Source organism: Plantactinospora sp. CNZ320 (assembly GCF_002846275.1).
The window spans coordinates 3209534-3225956 of sequence record NZ_PJMP01000001.1; the positions used below are offsets into that span (position 1 = coordinate 3209534).

13 protein-coding genes and 2 tRNA genes are annotated in these 16423 nt (G+C 72.2%); 4 read left to right on the forward strand and 11 right to left on the reverse strand.

What is annotated here, in order from left to right; genetic code table 11:
• Positions 1–99: 99 nt before the first annotated feature.
• A complete protein-coding gene (locus tag CLT71_RS14020) occupies positions 100–1587 on the forward strand; it encodes a cation:proton antiporter domain-containing protein (protein ID WP_101367493.1) in 1488 nt (495 codons plus the stop codon).
• 64 nt (positions 1588–1651) lie between these two features.
• On the opposite strand, the gene CLT71_RS14025 is transcribed toward CLT71_RS14020, so the two are convergent.
• The 5 genes from CLT71_RS14025 to CLT71_RS14045 all read right to left on the reverse strand — a co-directional run bounded on the left by CLT71_RS14025 (position 1652) and on the right by CLT71_RS14045 (position 6298).
• Positions 1652–3259, reverse strand: coding sequence for an MFS transporter (locus CLT71_RS14025; protein ID WP_101367494.1), 1608 nt, complete (start codon positions 3257–3259; stop codon positions 1652–1654).
• A 9-nt stretch (positions 3260–3268) separates the two neighbouring features.
• Complete coding sequence (locus CLT71_RS14030; protein ID WP_101367495.1) at positions 3269–3964, reverse strand: SDR family oxidoreductase; 696 nt, start codon at positions 3962–3964, stop codon at positions 3269–3271.
• Between the two features lie 184 nt (positions 3965–4148).
• A complete protein-coding gene (locus tag CLT71_RS14035; RefSeq protein ID WP_101367496.1) occupies positions 4149–4469 on the reverse strand; it encodes a hypothetical protein in 321 nt (106 codons plus the stop codon).
• Between the two features lie 196 nt (positions 4470–4665).
• Entirely contained in the window at positions 4666–5976 is a 1311-nt protein-coding gene (locus CLT71_RS14040) for a deoxyguanosinetriphosphate triphosphohydrolase (RefSeq protein WP_101367497.1), read from the reverse strand.
• A complete protein-coding gene (locus CLT71_RS14045; protein ID WP_101367498.1) occupies positions 5945–6298 on the reverse strand; it encodes a VOC family protein in 354 nt (117 codons plus the stop codon). The genes CLT71_RS14040 and CLT71_RS14045 overlap by 32 nt, the downstream gene beginning before the upstream one ends.
• Before the next feature lie 505 nt (positions 6299–6803).
• Here CLT71_RS14045 and CLT71_RS14050 point away from each other — a divergent pair.
• Positions 6804–7310, forward strand: a complete 507-nt coding sequence (locus tag CLT71_RS14050) for a roadblock/LC7 domain-containing protein (RefSeq protein ID WP_101367499.1) — start codon at positions 6804–6806, stop codon at positions 7308–7310.
• Between the two features lie 39 nt (positions 7311–7349).
• Here the strand turns inward: CLT71_RS14050 and CLT71_RS14055 are convergent, their stop codons facing one another.
• Positions 7350–7769: a winged helix-turn-helix transcriptional regulator gene (locus CLT71_RS14055; protein WP_101367500.1), complete on the reverse strand. Its 420-nt coding sequence runs from the start codon at positions 7767–7769 to the stop codon at positions 7350–7352.
• 122 nt (positions 7770–7891) lie between these two features.
• Here CLT71_RS14055 and CLT71_RS14060 point away from each other — a divergent pair, with 122 nt between their 5' ends.
• A complete protein-coding gene (locus tag CLT71_RS14060; RefSeq protein ID WP_101371435.1) occupies positions 7892–8536 on the forward strand; it encodes an NAD(P)-binding domain-containing protein in 645 nt (214 codons plus the stop codon).
• Positions 8537–8624: 88 nt separating this feature from the next.
• Here CLT71_RS14060 and ppdK read toward each other — a convergent pair whose 3' ends face one another.
• The 4 genes from ppdK to CLT71_RS14080 form a co-directional block, all read right to left on the reverse strand.
• A complete protein-coding gene (gene ppdK, locus CLT71_RS14065; protein ID WP_101367501.1) occupies positions 8625–11333 on the reverse strand; it encodes a pyruvate, phosphate dikinase in 2709 nt (902 codons plus the stop codon).
• Between the two features lie 235 nt (positions 11334–11568).
• Complete coding sequence (locus CLT71_RS14070) at positions 11569–13107, reverse strand: SDR family NAD(P)-dependent oxidoreductase (RefSeq protein WP_101367502.1); 1539 nt, start codon at positions 13105–13107, stop codon at positions 11569–11571.
• Positions 13108–13153: 46 nt separating this feature from the next.
• Positions 13154–13226: transfer RNA gene (locus CLT71_RS14075), tRNA-Asp, on the reverse strand.
• Between the two features lie 9 nt (positions 13227–13235).
• A tRNA-Ser gene (locus CLT71_RS14080) sits at positions 13236–13310 on the reverse strand.
• Positions 13311–13501: 191 nt separating this feature from the next.
• Here CLT71_RS14080 and CLT71_RS14085 point away from each other — a divergent pair.
• Positions 13502–15205: a beta-N-acetylhexosaminidase gene (locus tag CLT71_RS14085; protein ID WP_486483259.1), complete on the forward strand. Its 1704-nt coding sequence runs from the start codon at positions 13502–13504 to the stop codon at positions 15203–15205.
• Positions 15206–15249: 44 nt separating this feature from the next.
• Here CLT71_RS14085 and dusB read toward each other — a convergent pair whose 3' ends face one another.
• Positions 15250–16380 (reverse strand): tRNA dihydrouridine synthase DusB, encoded by a 1131-nt coding sequence (gene dusB, locus CLT71_RS14090; protein WP_486483678.1) that lies wholly within the window; start codon positions 16378–16380, stop codon positions 15250–15252.
• Between the last annotated feature and the right edge of the window lie 43 nt (positions 16381–16423).

The following is a 16423-nucleotide window of genomic DNA, read 5'->3' on the forward strand; positions in this document are numbered from 1 at the left end:
CGCCATCCTCCCGCCCGATCCCCCGCCTGACCTCCGCCGCCCTTCGCCTGACGTCACCGGAGCCCCCGCCCGGCGCGACGGCATCCGATTGGAGACCCCATGCACGCCGATCTGATCGGGTTCGGCGCGATCGTGCTGGTCGCCGGCCTGCTGGCCCGGGCCGGCCGCCGGATCGGCCTGCCCAGCGTGCCGTTCTTCATGCTGACCGGGATCCTGCTCGGCCCGGCCACCCCCGGCCTGGTACTCGTCGAGCACCCCGAGGACCTGGCCCTGCTCGCCGCCATCGGCCTGGTGCTGCTGCTGTTCAACCTCGGCGTCGAGTTCCCGGTACGGCAGGTCTTCGGCAGCGGGAAGCGGCTCTTCATCGCCGCCGCCTGCGCCATCGGGCTGAACGTGGGGGCCGGACTCGTGCTCGGCCTCACCCTCGACTGGGGCACCTCCGAGGCGTTCGTGATCGCCGGAGCGCTCGGCATCTCGTCCTCGGCGATCGCCACCAAGCTCCTCATCGAGCTGCGCCGGCTGGCCAACGCCGAGACCCCGATCATCCTCGGCATCATCGTGATCGAGGACCTCTTCCTCGCCATCTACCTGGCCCTGCTCTCGCCGATCCTGGCCGGCGCCACCTCACCCGGCGACATCGCGCTGCACATCGGGATGAGCTTCGGCTATCTGCTCCTGCTGGTGGCGGTGGCGAAGTGGGGCGCCCGGGCGATCGGCGCGCTGATCGGCTCCCGCGAGGACGAACTGCTCGTCGTCGGGATGGTCGGGCTGGTGGTGCTGGTCGCCGGGCTCTCGGCCGAGGTCGGCGTCTCCGACGCGATCGGCGCACTCATGATCGGCCTCGTCGTCGCCCGTACCGCCGTACGGGAACGGGTGGAGCGACTCGTCCTGCCGCTGCGGGACGTCTTTGCCGCCGTCTTCTTCGTCGGCTTCGGGTTGAGCATCGACATCGGGGCGTTCGGCTCGGTGGCCGTACCGGTGGCGATCGCGGTCGCGGTGACGATCGTGGCGAACATCAGCTCCGGCCTGATCACCGGGGCGCTCTTCGGGTTCAACCAGCGCGGTGCGGCGAACGTCGGGCTGACCGTGCTGGGCCGGGGCGAGTTCTCGCTGATCCTGGCCACCCTGGCGCTCGCCGCCGGGCTCGACGACCGGATCGGGCCGTTCGTCGCGCTGTACGTCCTGATCCTCGCGGTGCTCAGCCCGATGTTCGCGGCGCAGTCCCGCTACCTCGCCCGGGTCATCCCGGACCAGCTTCTCCGGTCGCGCTGGCGGTACGTCCGCGAGGAGACCATGAGCACGGCCTGCACCCACCTGGACCGGATCCAGATCACCGAGACCGACGAGGACGTCTGCCGGGAGTGCCTCGACGCCGACCAGGAGTGGGTGCACCTGCGGATGTGCCTGACCTGCGGCACGGTCGGCTGCTGCGACGATTCGCCGGGCCGGCACGCCACCGCGCACTTCGAGCAGACCGGGCATCCGTTGATCCGCTCCCTCGAGCCGCACGAGGACTGGCGGTACTGCTACGTCGACGGCGCGTTGGTCCGCGAGCCGATCGGCCCCCGGGAACCGGTCGAGTCCTGAGTCTCGAAGCCTGAGCCTCGCGACCTGAGCCTCGGGGACCTGAGCCCGGCCCCGGCGCGGAGAGTCACGGGTTCGCCTGGGCCGGCAGCAGGTGGCTCACCTGCGGTATCCCGTCGGCGAGTTCCAGCGCCCGCAACTCGGCGGCCTGGTCGGCCTTGGTCAGCCGGCCGCCGTGCTGGCGCAGGTGCTCGTCCCAGGAGGGCAGCTCGTAGACCTCCACGAAGAGGTCAGCCGACTCACCCTCCCGGAACAGGCCCCAGCGCGACGCCCCGGTGCGCTGCCGCGCCGCCCGGACCTCCTGCATGGCCGCGACGAACCGCTCCCGCCGCTCCTCCCGGACGGTGTACGTCAACACCACCATCACCGGCCCGACGCTCGGATCCGGCTCGTGCACCAGGTCGAGGTCGGGCCAGTGCGTCGCCGGGTCCTGTTCCACGGCGCGCAGGTCCGGCAGCGGCCACGTCTTCACAGTCAACGCGCCGAGGACCATCAGCAGCCCGGCGGCGACGTACGCGAGTACCAGACCCACCGTGTCGGCGACGACGCCCCAGACGAGCGCGCCGATCGCCTGCCCTCCGGCGAAGACCACCTGGTAGACGGCGAGGCCGCGGGCGCGTACCCAACCGGGGAGGAAGAGCTGCATCTCGGCGTTGAGGTTGGAGAGCACCGTCACCCAGGCCAGACCGGCCGGGACCAGTGCTACCAGCACCACCGCCTCCACCGGTACCAACGCCACCACCAGGGTCGCCGCCCCATAAATCAGCCCGGCGACCAGCAGGAAGAGGTTCGGCGAGAACCTGCTCCGGACCCAGGGCAGCACCAGCCCGCCGGCCACCGCACCGACGCCGAGCGCGGCCAGCAGTACGCCGTACCCACCGGCGCCCAACCCGAGCCGCTGGTTGGCGATCAGCGGCAGCAACGCCCAGAGCGCACTACCGGGTACCAGGAAGAGCAGCGCCCGCAGGAGCAGCCGCTGCACGATCGGCGAGTGCCGGACGTACCGGCCGCCGGCCCGCAGCGCCGCGGTGAACCGCTCCGGCACCTCCACCGAGCGCGACGTCCCGGCCCGCCAGCGCAGCAGGGTCAGCGCGAAGAAGAGGAAGGCCACGGTGTTCAGGGCGAAGACCAGCGGCACCCCGGCCCAGGCGATAAGCAGCCCGGCCACCGCCGGGCCGACCGAGCGGGCCACGTTCACGCTTATCGAGCCGAGCCCGGAGGCGGACCGCAACAGGTTGCGCGGCACCAGGTCGGGGATGATTGCGGCCCACGCCGGCAGGGTCAGCGCCTGCCCGACCCCGAAGGCGAAGGTGAGGGTGAGCAGCAGCGCCGGTGGCATCCGCCCGGTCACGGTGAGCAGGGTCAGCGCCACCCCCACCGCAACGATGAAGAACTGCACGGCGATCAGCAGCCGTCGCCGGTCGAGGGTGTCGGCCAGGGCACCGGCCGGCAGCGCGAGCAGCAGGATCGGCAGGCTGCTCGCCGTCTGCACCAGGGCGACCAGGGTGGAGGCGTTCCGTTCGTCGATCAGCAGCCACTGGGCCCCGACGGTCTGCATCCAGGTGCCGATGTTGGCGACCAGCATCGCCACCCAGAGGCTGCGGTAGGTCGCCACCCGCAGCGGCGCCCACGCCGAGGGTGGCGGCTCGGCAGCGGCCGGCCCGGCACTGACCATCGCCGCCGGTTACCAACGTCCGTCGGCGCGGAGCACCCTCTGCCCGGAGACGTAGAGGTCGTCCGCGCCGAGCAACATCAGCCGGACCACCTCGGTCGCCACCTGCTCGGGCAGCGCGAAGATCGTGTCGAGGAAGTCGGCACCGACCCGTTCCTGGAGCTTGGTCGGCATCGGGCCGGGGTGGATCTCCATCACCTTGATGCTGTTGGTGCCCTGCGCCTCGGCCAGCGACTCGACAAGGCTGGTGCCGAAGCTCTTCGTCGCCCGGTAGAGCGGGATTCCCGGCCGGGGTACGTCGGTGGCGAGCGCGCTGACGTAGACGATGTTGCCGTACCCCTGCTCGCGCATCCGCAACAGCGCCTCGTGCATCAGGTACGCCGTACCCAGCACGTTCACCTCGATCGCCCGGCGGATCGTCTCCGGGGAGAGTTCCTCCAGCCTGCCGCCGGCCCACATCGCCGCGCAGTGTGCGAGGCCGTCGATCGCGCCGTACCGGTTGACGATCTCGGTGAGCGTGTCCCGGATCTGCTCGCTGCGGGATATGTCGCAGACGATGCCGTCACAGCCCAGTTCGTCGCGGGCCCGGGACACCTCGCCGGGGATGTCACCGAGGATCACGACCCGGTGCTCGGCGGTGAGGATCCGGGCGACCTCCATCCCGAGTCCGCTGGTGCCGCCGTCCACCACGAATGTCCTGGGATCCATGCCCACCTGCCCCCTCGTCTGCCGCTCGTCGTCGACGACGCCGCCCTATCAGCGAGGGTTTCATTTGCGGTTCGGCCATGCGGCCGTGATCGGCAATCAGCTCAGCCGAAAATCTCCACTCCGAGACCGGTTTCGGCCCACTCCGACCCGAACCGACCGGGGAGACCGAATCGACCGACGGGTCCTACCGATCCTGGCGCTGCTGCCGATCCTGGCGCTGTTGGGGCCAGGGCCAGCGCCAGCCGCGGTATCGAAGCCCCACCCAGGCGCCCCAGGCGCCGCAGCCTAGGGCGGCCAGCAGGAAGAACGGACTTGCGGTGCCCCCGACCAGCAGCCCGACCTGCGGAAGCGCGACGAGCAACCCGGGGGCCAGCAGCATGACGCCGAAGTCCCGGGCCGGGCCGGGAAAGCTCGGCGGCACCCAGCCGGTCAGCATGATCATCAGCCCTGCCCCGATCATCGGACCGCCGAGGAGGATCGCGAACAACAACGCCAGGGTCGACATCGCAACAATGTCGCAGGGCCGCCGCAGCCGCAAGGGCCACCGTAGCCGCAAGGGCCACCGCACCAGCAAGGGCCACCGCAGCCGCAGTGCCCACCACGCTCGCGGGGGCGCGCCGACGCGCCAGCGACATGCGTCGAACGGCAGGACGGATCGGGATCACCGTCCACTGTCGGCTGTCCGGGCGACGATGCGGCCGCTAGCGCTGGCCGGTGCCGAGTCGGTCCAGCCAGGCCACCGCGGCCGGGTCGGTCAGCGAGGCGACCTGGTCGACAACCACCCGCAGCCGGGCGGCGTCGTCCGGTGCTGCCTTCCACAGTGGAGCGAAGACCGGGTCGAGCGCGTCCGGCGCCCGGTCCAGCAGCACCGCCACCAGTTCGGTCAGGATCTCGCGCTGCCGCTCGTACCTGTCCTGTGCGCCGGGGCGGCGCATCACGTACCGCAGCGCCATCCCCTTGAGCAGCGCACACTCGGCACGGATCCGTCGGGGTACGACGAGTTCGGCGGCGTACCGGCGCAGCGGGCCGGTACCGTGGCGCCGCTCGGTGGCCTCGACCGCCGCCGCCACGAAGCGCCCGGTCAACGCGCTGGTGCTCGCCTTCAGCGCCGCCAGTGCCCGGTGACTGCCGTCGTAGTCGTAGAGCGGGGCCAGCACCGGGTCGGCGAGCAGCCCGGCGAGCACCTCGGCCAGTTCGTCCGCCGACTCGGTCGAGTACCGCCCGGCGACGTCGGCGCAGAGCGCGGCCCGCTCGTCGGGGTCGGCCCGCAACTGTGCCAGCCGGAGTCGCAGGTAGCCGCCGTGGATGCCGTCCTCGACGTCGTGCACCGAGTACGCCACGTCGTCGGCCCAGTCCATCACCTGTGCCTCGAGGCAGCGCACGTCGCCGTCCGGGGCGCCCCGGCGCAGCCAGCCGAAGGTGTCGGCGTCGTCGGCGTACACCCCGAACTTGCGCTGGCCGGGCCGGCGCTGCCAGGGATATTTGCAGGTGGCGTCGAGGGCTGCCCGGGTGAGGTTGAGCCCGGCGGAGGTGCCGTCCGGGCCGTACACCTTGGCTTCCAGCCGGGTCAGCACCCGCAGCGTCTGTGCGTTGCCCTCGAAGCCGCCACAGTCGGCGGCGAGGAGGTCGAGGGCTGCCTCGCCGTTGTGCCCGAACGGCGGGTGCCCGAGGTCGTGCGCGAGCCCCGCCACGTCCACGATGTCCGGATCGCAGCCGAGCCGGCCGCCCATCTCGCGGGCGAGCTGGGCGACCTCCAGCGAGTGGGTGAGTCGGGTCCGGAGGAAGTCGTCGGTGCCGGCGGTGTGCACCTGGGTCTTGGCGGCCAGCCGCCGGAACGCCGCCGAGTGCAGCACCCGGGCCCGGTCCCGCTGGTACGGGCTGCGCCCGTAGCCGCTGTCCTTCGCCGGTTCGGCCACCCGGCGCTCCGCGTCAGGTTGGCTGACCACGCCACCGATCTTCACCCGGCCGCCCCCGGCACCGTCAACTCCGCCGGGCGAGTACGCAGAACTCATTGCCCTCCGGATCGGCCAGCACGATCCAGGTGTCCTCCGCCGACTGCCCCACGTCGACGTGCCGGGCACCCATGTCGACCAGCCGCTCGACCTCGGCCTCCTGGTCGGTCGGACGCAGGTCGATGTGCAGCCGGTTCTTCGTCTCCTTGCCCTCCGGCACCGGCACGAAGATCAGCCCGGGCAACGTGTCGGGTGTCCGGCGGATCTCCACCTCGTCCGGCAGCTCGGCGACGATCTGGTAGCCGAGCGCCCCGGCCCACCAGCGCGCCAGCCGGGCCGGGTCGGCGGAATCGACCACCAGGTTCTCCCACACGATGCCCATGGGCCACACCTCCGTCACGAGGGAAACGAAGTCCGCGTGTCGCTTCCGTCACGAGGGAAACGAAGTTCGCGTGTCGCTCAGGTTACGCCCGGGTTCGTGAGTGGGCCGCACCAACGAACCCCCGACACACCACGCGGTCGAGCTGGCCTGCGTACACAACCGCCGAACAGCCGAGAGTTGCCGGACAATTGCCGATGGTCATGGGGCCGCGCCGGGACTTTGCTCGGTGTAGCGTGCCGGAGTCGGATGGTTACCGGGCGGGGGGCCACCGACCCCGGCGGTGGTCGGCGAGCAGCGGGCGGCGCTCCACCGGGGTAGCCAGCCCGACCCGGGCGGCGCGGACCGCGTCGGACGACGATGCGGCAGCACCTCCGGCGGGCACCCGGCGACGTCGAGCGGCAACGAGGCCACTGGCGACAGGCGACGGCGTCGAGACGACCTTCGACAGGTCGAACGCACCGAGCAAAGTCCAGCGGCACGGACCAACGCCCAAGGAGATTCACCAGTGAACACTGATGCCGCCCTGCTGGCCGAACTGCACCGGCTGCGACGCGCGGTACCGGAGATATCGGGTGCCGTGCTGGCCGCCGTGGACGGGCTGCTGGTCGCCAGCGACCTGTCCGACACCGACCCGCACCACGTCGCCGCCCTTTCCGCGGCGGGGCTCGGAATCGGGGGCCGCTTCGCCCAACTGGTCGGGCAGGCGCCGCTGCACGAGGCCGTGTTCCGGGGGACGGCGGGCTGCGTCGTCGTCTACCCGGCCGGCGAGGACGCGATCCTCAGTACCGTGGTCCGGCCGGAGACCGACCTGCTCCGGCTGCACGCCGAGGCCCGCCCGGCCGCCCAGCGGCTCGGTGCGCTCTGGGACGCCGTCCGGCAGCCGACGGTGGCGACGGCGATCCCGCCAGCCACCGACCCGGACGCACCGCTGGCCACCCGTACCCCGATGGCCGCCCTCCCGGCCGGCCTCTGGTCCTCCTCCGGCGACCGGCGATTCCCCGGCCGGCAGTGACCGGCACGGCGTCGGGCCGCACCCGGCCGTCCGGCGGTGTCACGTGCCGGGCGTCGGTTCGCCCGACCGGGCGTCGTAGCGGCTTCGGGACAGGTCGATCTCGGCGGCGTGCCGGTCGGCCCACTCGGTGACGGTCGCCAGCACCGGCAGCAGGCTCCGGCCGAGTTCCGTCAGCTGGTAGCCGACCCGCAGCGGGACCGCCGGCTCGACGGTCCGGGCGACCAGGCCGTCGCGTTCCAGTCCACGCAGGGTCTGGGTGAGCATCTTCTGGCTCGCCCCCGCGATCGCCCGGGCCAGTTCGGCGGAGCGCCGGGGACCGACGGCGAGTTCCTTGAATACCAGGGCTACCCACTTGTCGCCGAGCACGGCGACGACCCGCTGCGTCGGGCAGTTCGCCAGCCGTTCCCGGTGGTCGGCCCGGTCCCGCGCCCGGCGCTGCGCGGCGGTCTGGGTGGTCATCGGGTACCTCCGGGTACCTCGGGCACCTTGAGGTGCGTACTCCCTGATCCTGCCTGCCGAACCTAGCTTTGGCCGGGGCGGCCCGACCAGCCGCCGCCGAACGGGACGGAGAGGTGGTACGGATGGAGACGATCGGAATTCTCGGCGCCGGTGGCGTGGGGCGGGCGCTGGCGACCCGGCTGCACGAGGCCGGTCATCCGGTACTGGTGGGGGTCCGCGACCCGGGCCGGGAAACGCCCCCGCTCGACTCCTCGGCGGGCGGGCCACGCCGGACCGGGCTGGCGGAGGCGGCCTCGGCTGGGATCGTGCTGAACGCGCTGCCCGGCGCGGTGTCGGTACGCGTCCTGGGCGCCCTGCGTCCCGCCCTCGCCGGTGCGGTACTGGTCGACGTCGCCAACGCGGTCGAGCCGAGCCCGGACGGGCTAGCCACGGCGCTGTGCTACCCGGGCAGCAGCCTGGCCGTGGAGCTTCAGCGGGCGCTGCCGGAGACCCGGGTCGTCAAGACGCTCAACACGGTCGGTCCGGCCGAGCTGATGACCGATCCGACCAGCCTGGCGGCGCCGCTCTCGGCGTTCCTCTCCGGCGACGACCCGGCGGCGAAGGCGGTGGCCGCCGACCTGCTCGGCGAGCTGGGCTGGCCGGCGGAGTGGATCGTCGACCTGGGTGGACTCTGCACCGCCTGGTGGCCCGAGAGCTTCGTGCTGATGGTCCGTCCGCTGGTGGCGGCGTTGGGACCTGTGCCGTTCGGCCTGGCGGTCGCGCACTGACCGCGACCGGTCGCCGGCCCGGTACCGGTGGTGAACGGCGTTGGTCACCACCGGTACCGGGCAGCGGGCACGGGACGGGGTCGGAAGGTCAGCGGCTGTCGGAGCCGGCGGACTCGATCACCGCGCGGCCGGCCTCCAGCCGGGCCACCGGCACCCGGAACGGTGAGCAGGAGACGTAGTCGAGCCCCACGTGGTGGAAGAAGTGCACCGAGTCGGGGTCGCCGCCGTGCTCGCCGCAGACGCCGAGCTTGAGCCCGGGGCGGGCCGCCCGGCCCTCGTCGGTGGCGATCCGGACCAGCCGGCCGACCCCGTCGGCGTCGATCGACTCGAACGGCGAGATGCCGAAGATGCCCAGTTCCAGGTAGCGCCAGAAGAAGGCGCCCTCCACGTCGTCCCGGGAGAAGCCCCAGCCCATCTGGGTCAGGTCGTTGGTGCCGAAGGAGAAGAACTCGGCGGCCTCGGCGATCTGCCCGGCGGTCAGCGCCGCCCGGGGTACCTCGATCATCGTGCCGATCAGCACCTCGACGGCCTGTTCCCGGGTCACCTCCGCGATGATCTTCTCGGCCTCGGTGCGTACCGTCTCCAACTCCTGGACCGCGCCGACCAGCGGGACCATGATCTCGGGCTTCGGGTTGCCGCCGGCCCTGGCGCACTCCACCGCCGCCTCGACGATCGCCCGCACCTGCATGGCGAACAGCCCCGGGATCACCAGCCCGAGGCGCACCCCGCGCAGACCCAGCATCGGGTTCTGTTCGTGCATCCGGCGTACCGCACTGAGCAGGGCCTCGTCCCGGGCGGCGTCCTCGCCGCGCTCCTGCGCGACCGCGACGTGCACGGCCAGTTCCTCCAGCGAGGGGAGGAACTCGTGCAGCGGCGGGTCGATCAGCCGGACCGTGACCGGCAGCCCGTCCATCGCCCGGAAGACCTCCAGGAAGTCCGCGCGCTGCAACGGCAGCAGTTCGGCCAGCGCCGCCTGCCGCTCGTCGTCGGTCCGGGCCAGGATCAGGCGCTCGACGAGCGCCCGGCGGTCACCGAGGAACATGTGCTCGGTGCGGCACAGGCCGATTCCCTCGGCCCCGAACCGCCGGGACCGGGCCGCGTCCTCGCCTGTGTCGGCGTTCGCCCGGACGCCCAGCCGCCGCTTGGCGTCGGCGTGCGCCATGATCCGGTGTACGGCTGCCACCAGCGGATCGTCAGTGGTCTCGCCGTCCACGTGCCCCTCGAAGTAGCGGACCACCTCGGAGGGCCAGACCGGCACCTCGCCGAGGTAGACCTTGCCGGTGGTGCCGTCGATGGAGACGACGTCCCCCTCCGAGAGGGCCTGACCGTCCACTGTGAACTTCCGTTGCCGGACGTCCACGTCGAGCGAGTCGGCACCGCAGACGCAGGTCTTGCCCATCCCCCGGGCGACCACGGCGGCGTGGCTGGTCTTGCCGCCACGCGAGGTGAGGATGCCGCGCGAGGCGATCATGCCGGGCAGGTCGTCCGGGTTGGTCTCCCGGCGGACCAGGATGACGTCCTCGCCGGCCTCGGCCAGCTCGACCGCACGGCTCGCCTCGAAGACCACCTTGCCGACGGCGGCGCCCGGCGAGGCGCCGATACCCACGGCCAGCGGGGTGGGGTCGGCGTCGAGCCGGAACCGGGGGAACATCAGCTGGGCCAGTTGTGCCCCGTTGACCCGGTGCAGCGCCTCGTCCAGGTCGATCAGGCCCTCGTCGACGAGTTGGGCGGCGATCACGAACGCGGCGGCGGCGGTACGCTTGCCGACCCGGGTCTGCAACATCCACAACTTGCCGCGCTCGATGGTGAACTCGATGTCGCAGAGGTCCCGGTAGTGGCCCTCCAGCTTGGCCATGATGGCCAGCAGTTCGTCGTACGCGGGCTTGTTGAGTTCTTCGAGCTGTTGCAGCGGTACGGTGTTGCGGATCCCGGCCACCACGTCCTCGCCCTGGGCGTTGGCCAGGTAGTCGCCGTAGATGCCCTGCGCACCACTGGCCGGGTCGCGGGTGAACGCCACTCCTGTGCCGGAGTCCGGCCCGAGGTTGCCGAAGACCATCGCCACGACGTTGACCGCGGTGCCGAGGTCGGCCGGGATCCGCTCCTGCCGCCGGTAGAGCACGGCCCGTTCGGCGTTCCACGACTCGAAGACGGCGTTGATGGCGAGCTGGAGCTGCTCCCGGGGCGCCTGCGGGAACTCCCGGCCGGTGTACTTGCGGAAGATCGTCTTGTACGTGTCGACAAGCGCCCGCAGGTCGTCCGCGTCGAGGTCCAGGTCGTTCTCGGTACCCTTGGCCCGCTTGGCGTCGTCGAGGGCGTGCTCGAAGTCCTCCCCCGGTACGTCGCAGACCGTCTTGCCGAACATCTGGATGAGCCGGCGGTAGGAGTCCCAGGCGAACCGGTCGTTGCCACCGGCCTGGGCGGCGAGTCCTTCGACGCTCACGTCGTTGAGCCCGACGTTCAGCACCGTCTCCATCATTCCGGGCATGGAGAACTTGGCCCCGGAGCGGACCGACACCAGCAGCGGATCAGCCGGGTCACCCAGCCGCCTGCCCATGCCGTCCTCCAGCGCGGACAGGTGCGCGTCGATCTCGTCGGCCAACCCGTCGGGCTGGGTCCCGGTGCTCAGGTACGCCTGGCAGGCCTCGGTGCTGATGGTGAAGCCCGGCGGAACCGGCAGCCCGAGGTTCGTCATCTCGGCCAGGTTCGCGCCCTTGCCACCGAGCAGGTCCTTCAGTTCCTTGTTGCCCTCGGTGAAGTCGTAAACGTACTTCTGTCCCGCCGTCTGCTGCGCTGTCAACGGACCCTCCCACGTGCGCCGTTCGACACTGAACGAAGGTTTAGCCGCTCTCTACGTACCCAGGGGACGGATGCCCGTACCAGCGGGAATCCGCCGGCTGCTGGTGGCCGAAGGCTAAGGGACCAGCGAGCAGCTTGGGACCGTTGGTGACAATCCGCACAGTCGCGAAGCCTGTACGTGTTCGCGAGGTTGCGTGGGAACGATCCCATGCGCAAGATCAGTCAGGACGGGCAGCTCACCAGGGCACCACTGCGAAATTCTTCAGCAGTACGCCGTGCACCGGCAGACCCGCCTCGCCCCGGACGACCGGCTGGTAGATCCGGGCTGCCGCGTCCACCACGTCCAGCGGAGGCCGCCACCCGGTGGCCGCCCGGCGGGCCCGGATCGGCGCCGGGTTCTCGTCGGTGACCCAGCCGGTGTCGACACCGCACATGTGCACGTCGCGCCGAGCCAGGTCCGCCGCGCCGACCCTGGTCAACATGTTCAGCGCCGCCTTCGTCACGGCGGTGTGCGGATGGCCCGCCGGCCCGCCGCCACCGCCGGCGAACCAGCCCTCCCGACCGGTGACGTTGACCACGTACCGCCGGCCGGGGCCGGGAGCGGTCAGCGCCGCGCGCAGCCGGTCGACAAGCAGGAACGGCGCGACCACGTTGACGAGTTGGACCTCCAGCAACTCCACCGGGTCGATCTCGCCGAGCCGGGCCGTCCAGGAGTTGCGGGCCGCCGGGTCCGGCAGCGCCCCGGTCGCGTCGGTAGGTCCCGCCGAGGCCGCAGCGACAACAACCCCGTCACCCTCGCCGAGGACGTCACCGCCCCCTGGGCCGAGGACGTGACCGCCGGCCGGGCCGAGGACGCCACCGCCCGCCGGGCCGGTGATGGCGGCGCCTGCCGGGCCGGTGATGGCGGCGCTCCAGCCCGGAAGCGTGCGGCCGGGGTGGTAGCCCGGGACCGACTCGACGGCGAACCGCCCGATCGGATCCCGGGCGGCCAGCACCTCGGCGGCCACCAGCGGCTGGTAGGCCCAGTCCGGCCGGCGGACGGTCTGCGCCGCGTTGTTCACCAGGATGTCGAGGCGGGGGTAGCGGTCGGCCACCCGCTGCGCCAGATCGAGTACCTGACGGGGATCCCGCAGGTCCGCCCCGAGGACGCGCAGCGACGAGCGCCAGGCGGCGGCGTCCGGCTCGGCCGCGTACCGCCGGGCTGCGTCGGCCGGAAACCGGGTGACCACCGTCACGTCGGCACCGTCGCGGAGCAGCTTCAACGCCACCTGGAAACCGATCTTCACCCGGCCGCCGGTGACCACGGCGGTCCGGCCGGTCAGGTCGGTCCGGGCATCCCGGTGCCGGCGGTGCAGGTCGGCACATTCGGGACAAAGCGCATGGTAGAAGACGTCGACGCTGCGGTAGCGGGCCCGACAGGTGTAGCAGCGCCGGTCCCGCCGGGTCTGGCCCGGCGTGGCCCGCCCGTCCGTGCGCGTCTGGCCGGGCGTGACCCGCTCGTCCGTGCCGGTCTGGCCCGGTGTGGCCCGCTCGGCCGTCGGGGCAACCACCGGGACGCCTTCGGCACGCTCGGGTGCGGCGGTCGCGGCGCCGGCCAGCACGGCACGGTCGGCCTCGGCGGTACGTCGCCGCCGGTCGGCCCGGCGCTGTCGCTGCCCATCCTTGACCAGTCCGTCCACGGCGCGCTGGACCCGCTGGCGGAGCGGGTCGTCCAGCGGCAGTTCGCGTACGGCGGCGAGCACCTCGATGGCGTCCTCGATCCGGTCGCCGTCCATCCCGCTTCCCCGCCTCCGTCCCCCGACGGGTGGTTTCGTTCGCCGGATGGGCAGGACGGATTCGAACCGACGTCCTCCGCCCTGATCAGGCGACGCGACGACCTCTGCGCTACTGCCCATCCGACCGGGGGGATTCGACCGGATTCGAACCGGTGTCCTCCGCCCGAGCAGGGCGGCGCGACGACCTCTGCGCTACTCATCCCACCGAGGGCACAGACTAGCGACCGGGGCGCGTTGGAAGAAACCGGTATTGCCCCGGCGTTGAGTCAGATCGACAGGTGCGGACGAAGAGGCATACCGCAGGGTGACTAGCCCTTGACAGTTAGCCATTTCGTACGTACGTTTCATGAGATTTGCCCGGAAATCACCTCGGCTCCCCCCGGAGAGATCTGCCGTGCGACCTATCACCTTCTTCCAGTCCCGGTCCACCCTCACCCCCGGCGACACCCCGCCCCGGCTGACCGACGTGCTCCCGGCCCCCGCCCGGGTCGAGCCGGCCGCCGGGGTGGAGTTCATCCTGACCCCCGGCACGACGATCCGGACCACCCCCGTCCCCCAGGCGAGCGCGGTCGGCCGTCACCTGGCCGAGCTGCTGCGCCGCCCCACCGGCTATCCGCTGCCGGTGGTCGCCGCCGGCCGCGCCGACGGTCCCGGCGGGATCTCCCTGCTGCTCACCGGCGACGACGGGTCACCGGGCCGCTCCCGCGAGCCGCAGGCCGGCGCCGCCGGCTCGGCCGAGGGCTACCGGTTGGAGATCACCTCTTCCGGCGTGGTGGTCCGGGCCCGCAACGCGGCCGGCCTCTTCTACGCGGTACAGACGCTGCGGCAGTTGCTGCCGCCGAAGATCGAGTCCGCCCGGCGGCAGCCCGGCCCGTGGGCGATTCCCGGAGGCATCATCGAGGACCAGCCCCGGTTCGGCTACCGGGGCGCGATGCTCGACGTGGCCCGGCACTTCTTCGCCGTACCACACGTGCTGCGCTTCGTCGACCACCTGGCCCGGTACAAGCTCAACCACCTGCACCTGCACCTCACCGACGACCAGGGCTGGCGGATCGCCGTCGACTCCTGGCCCCGGCTGGCCAGCATCGGCGGATCCACCGAGGTGGACGGCGGCCCCGGCGGCTACTACACGAAGGAGCAGTATTCCGAGATCGTCGCGTACGCGGCCGCCCGGCACATCACCGTCGTACCCGAGATCGATCTTCCCGGGCACACGAACGCGGCGCTGAACGCGTACGCCGAACTCGCCCCGGACGGCGTCGCGCCACCTGAGTACACCGGCACCGACGTCGGGTTCAGCGCGGTCGCCGTGGACAGCGAGCGGACCTACCGGTTCATCGACGACGTACTCGGCGAGATCGCCGCGCTCACCCCCGGCCGCTACCTGCACGTCGGTGGCGACGAGGCGTTCACCCTGGACCGGGCCGCCTACACCCGCTTCATGAGCCGGGTCCAGCGGATCGTCACCGGGCACGGCAAGCGGGTGCTCGGCTGGCACCAGCTGGCCGTCGCCGAGCACAGCGCCGGTCGGGTCGTGCAGTACTGGGGCACCGCGACCGAGGACCCGGTGGTGGCCGCCGCCGTCCGGGACGGCGCGAAGGTGCTGCTCTCGCCGGGCAACCGCAGCTATCTCGACATGAAGTACTCCCCGGCCACCCCGCTGGGCAAGGACTGGGCCGGGCTGGTCGAGGTCCGCGACGCGTACGACTGGGATCCCGGCAGCTATCTGGCCGGGGTACCGGCCGAGGCGGTGCTCGGGGTGGAGGCACCGCTCTGGACGGAGACGATCCGGACCGTCGGCGACATCGAGTTCATGACCTTCCCCCGGCTGCCGGCCATCGCCGAGCTGGGCTGGTCGCCGGCCAGGTCCCTGGACTGGGTGGACTTTCGTCTGCGCCTGGCGGGGCAGGGCGTGCGGTGGAGCACGGCGGGGATCACCTTCCACCGCTCGCCGGAGGTGCCGTGGGCGGGTGCTCCGGTCGTACCCGAGCCCCGGCCCGACGGTTCGACGGCGCGCGACGCCGGTGCGGAGCCGGACGGGGCGGCGGCCGGGAACGGCGCACCGCCCGCCGACGACCGTCCGGTGCCGATCGGCTGACCGGGACGGGTCAGTCGACCGCCCCGGCCCGCCCTGGGACGGAGTCAGCCGCCGGAGTCGGCGAGTTCGGCGCCGGCCGGCACCTCGGCGCTGTCCCGGTCGGCCAGCCAGCCGTCCGGCAGGAAGACCTTGCCCGGCGAGTTCGTCCGGCCCCGGGGCTGGCCGAGCGTCTCCAGCGGGAACGGTTCGGCCTGGTCGAGCTTGCCGAGCAGGTCGTCCAGCTCCGCCAGACTGTTCACCATCGCCAGGGACCGGCGCAGCTCACCACCGACCGGGAAACCCTTGAGGTACCAGGCGACGTGCTTGCGGAAGTCGACGCAGCCGTCCCGCTCGGCGGTCTCGGGGCGGTCGCCCCCGGCGAACCACTCGACCAGCAGTTCGGCGTGCCGGCGCATGGTCGCCGCGACCTCGCCGAGGACCGGCAGTCGGCGTACCGGACGGCCGTCGAAGGCCGCCGCCAGGTCCGCGAAGAGCCAGGGCCGGCCGAGACAGCCACGGCCGACCACCACACCGTCCGCCCCGGTGTGCGCCAACATCCGCAGCGCGTCGTCGGCCTCCCAGATGTCACCGTTGCCGAGTACCGGCACGTCCAGCGCCTGCTTCAGGGTGCCGATCGCGTCCCAGTCCGCCGTACCGGAATACCGCTGCGCGGCCGTACGCCCGTGCAGGGCGACCGCCGCCACCCCGGCCTCCTGCGCGGCGAGCCCCGCCTCCACGTACGTCAGGTGGTCGTCGTCGATGCCCTTGCGCATCTTGACCGTCACCGGCACCCCGGCCGGGGCGGCCGCCTCGACCGCCGCCCGGACGATCCGGGCGAAGAGCCGGCGCCGCCACGGCAGTGCCGCCCCGCCGCCCTTGCGGGTGACCTTCGGCACCGGGCAGCCGAAGTTCAGGTCGACGTGGTCGGCGAGGTTCTCCTCGACCACCATCCGGACCGCCGCCGCCGTCACCTCCGGATCGATCCCGTAGAGCTGAAGGCTGCGCGGCCGCTCGTCCCCGCCGAAGGCGACCATCCGGAGTGTCTTCGGGTTCCGCTCGACAAGCGCCCGGGTGGTGACCATCTCGCAGACGTAGAGGCCGCCGCCCTGTTCCCGACACAATTGCCGGAAGGCGACATTCGTGATCCCGGCCATCGGGGCGAGCACCACCGGCGGCCACACCGAATGCCCACCCAGGGCTAGGGGGTGGGGTGCAAGGAAGGGCCCCCGCTTATCGCTT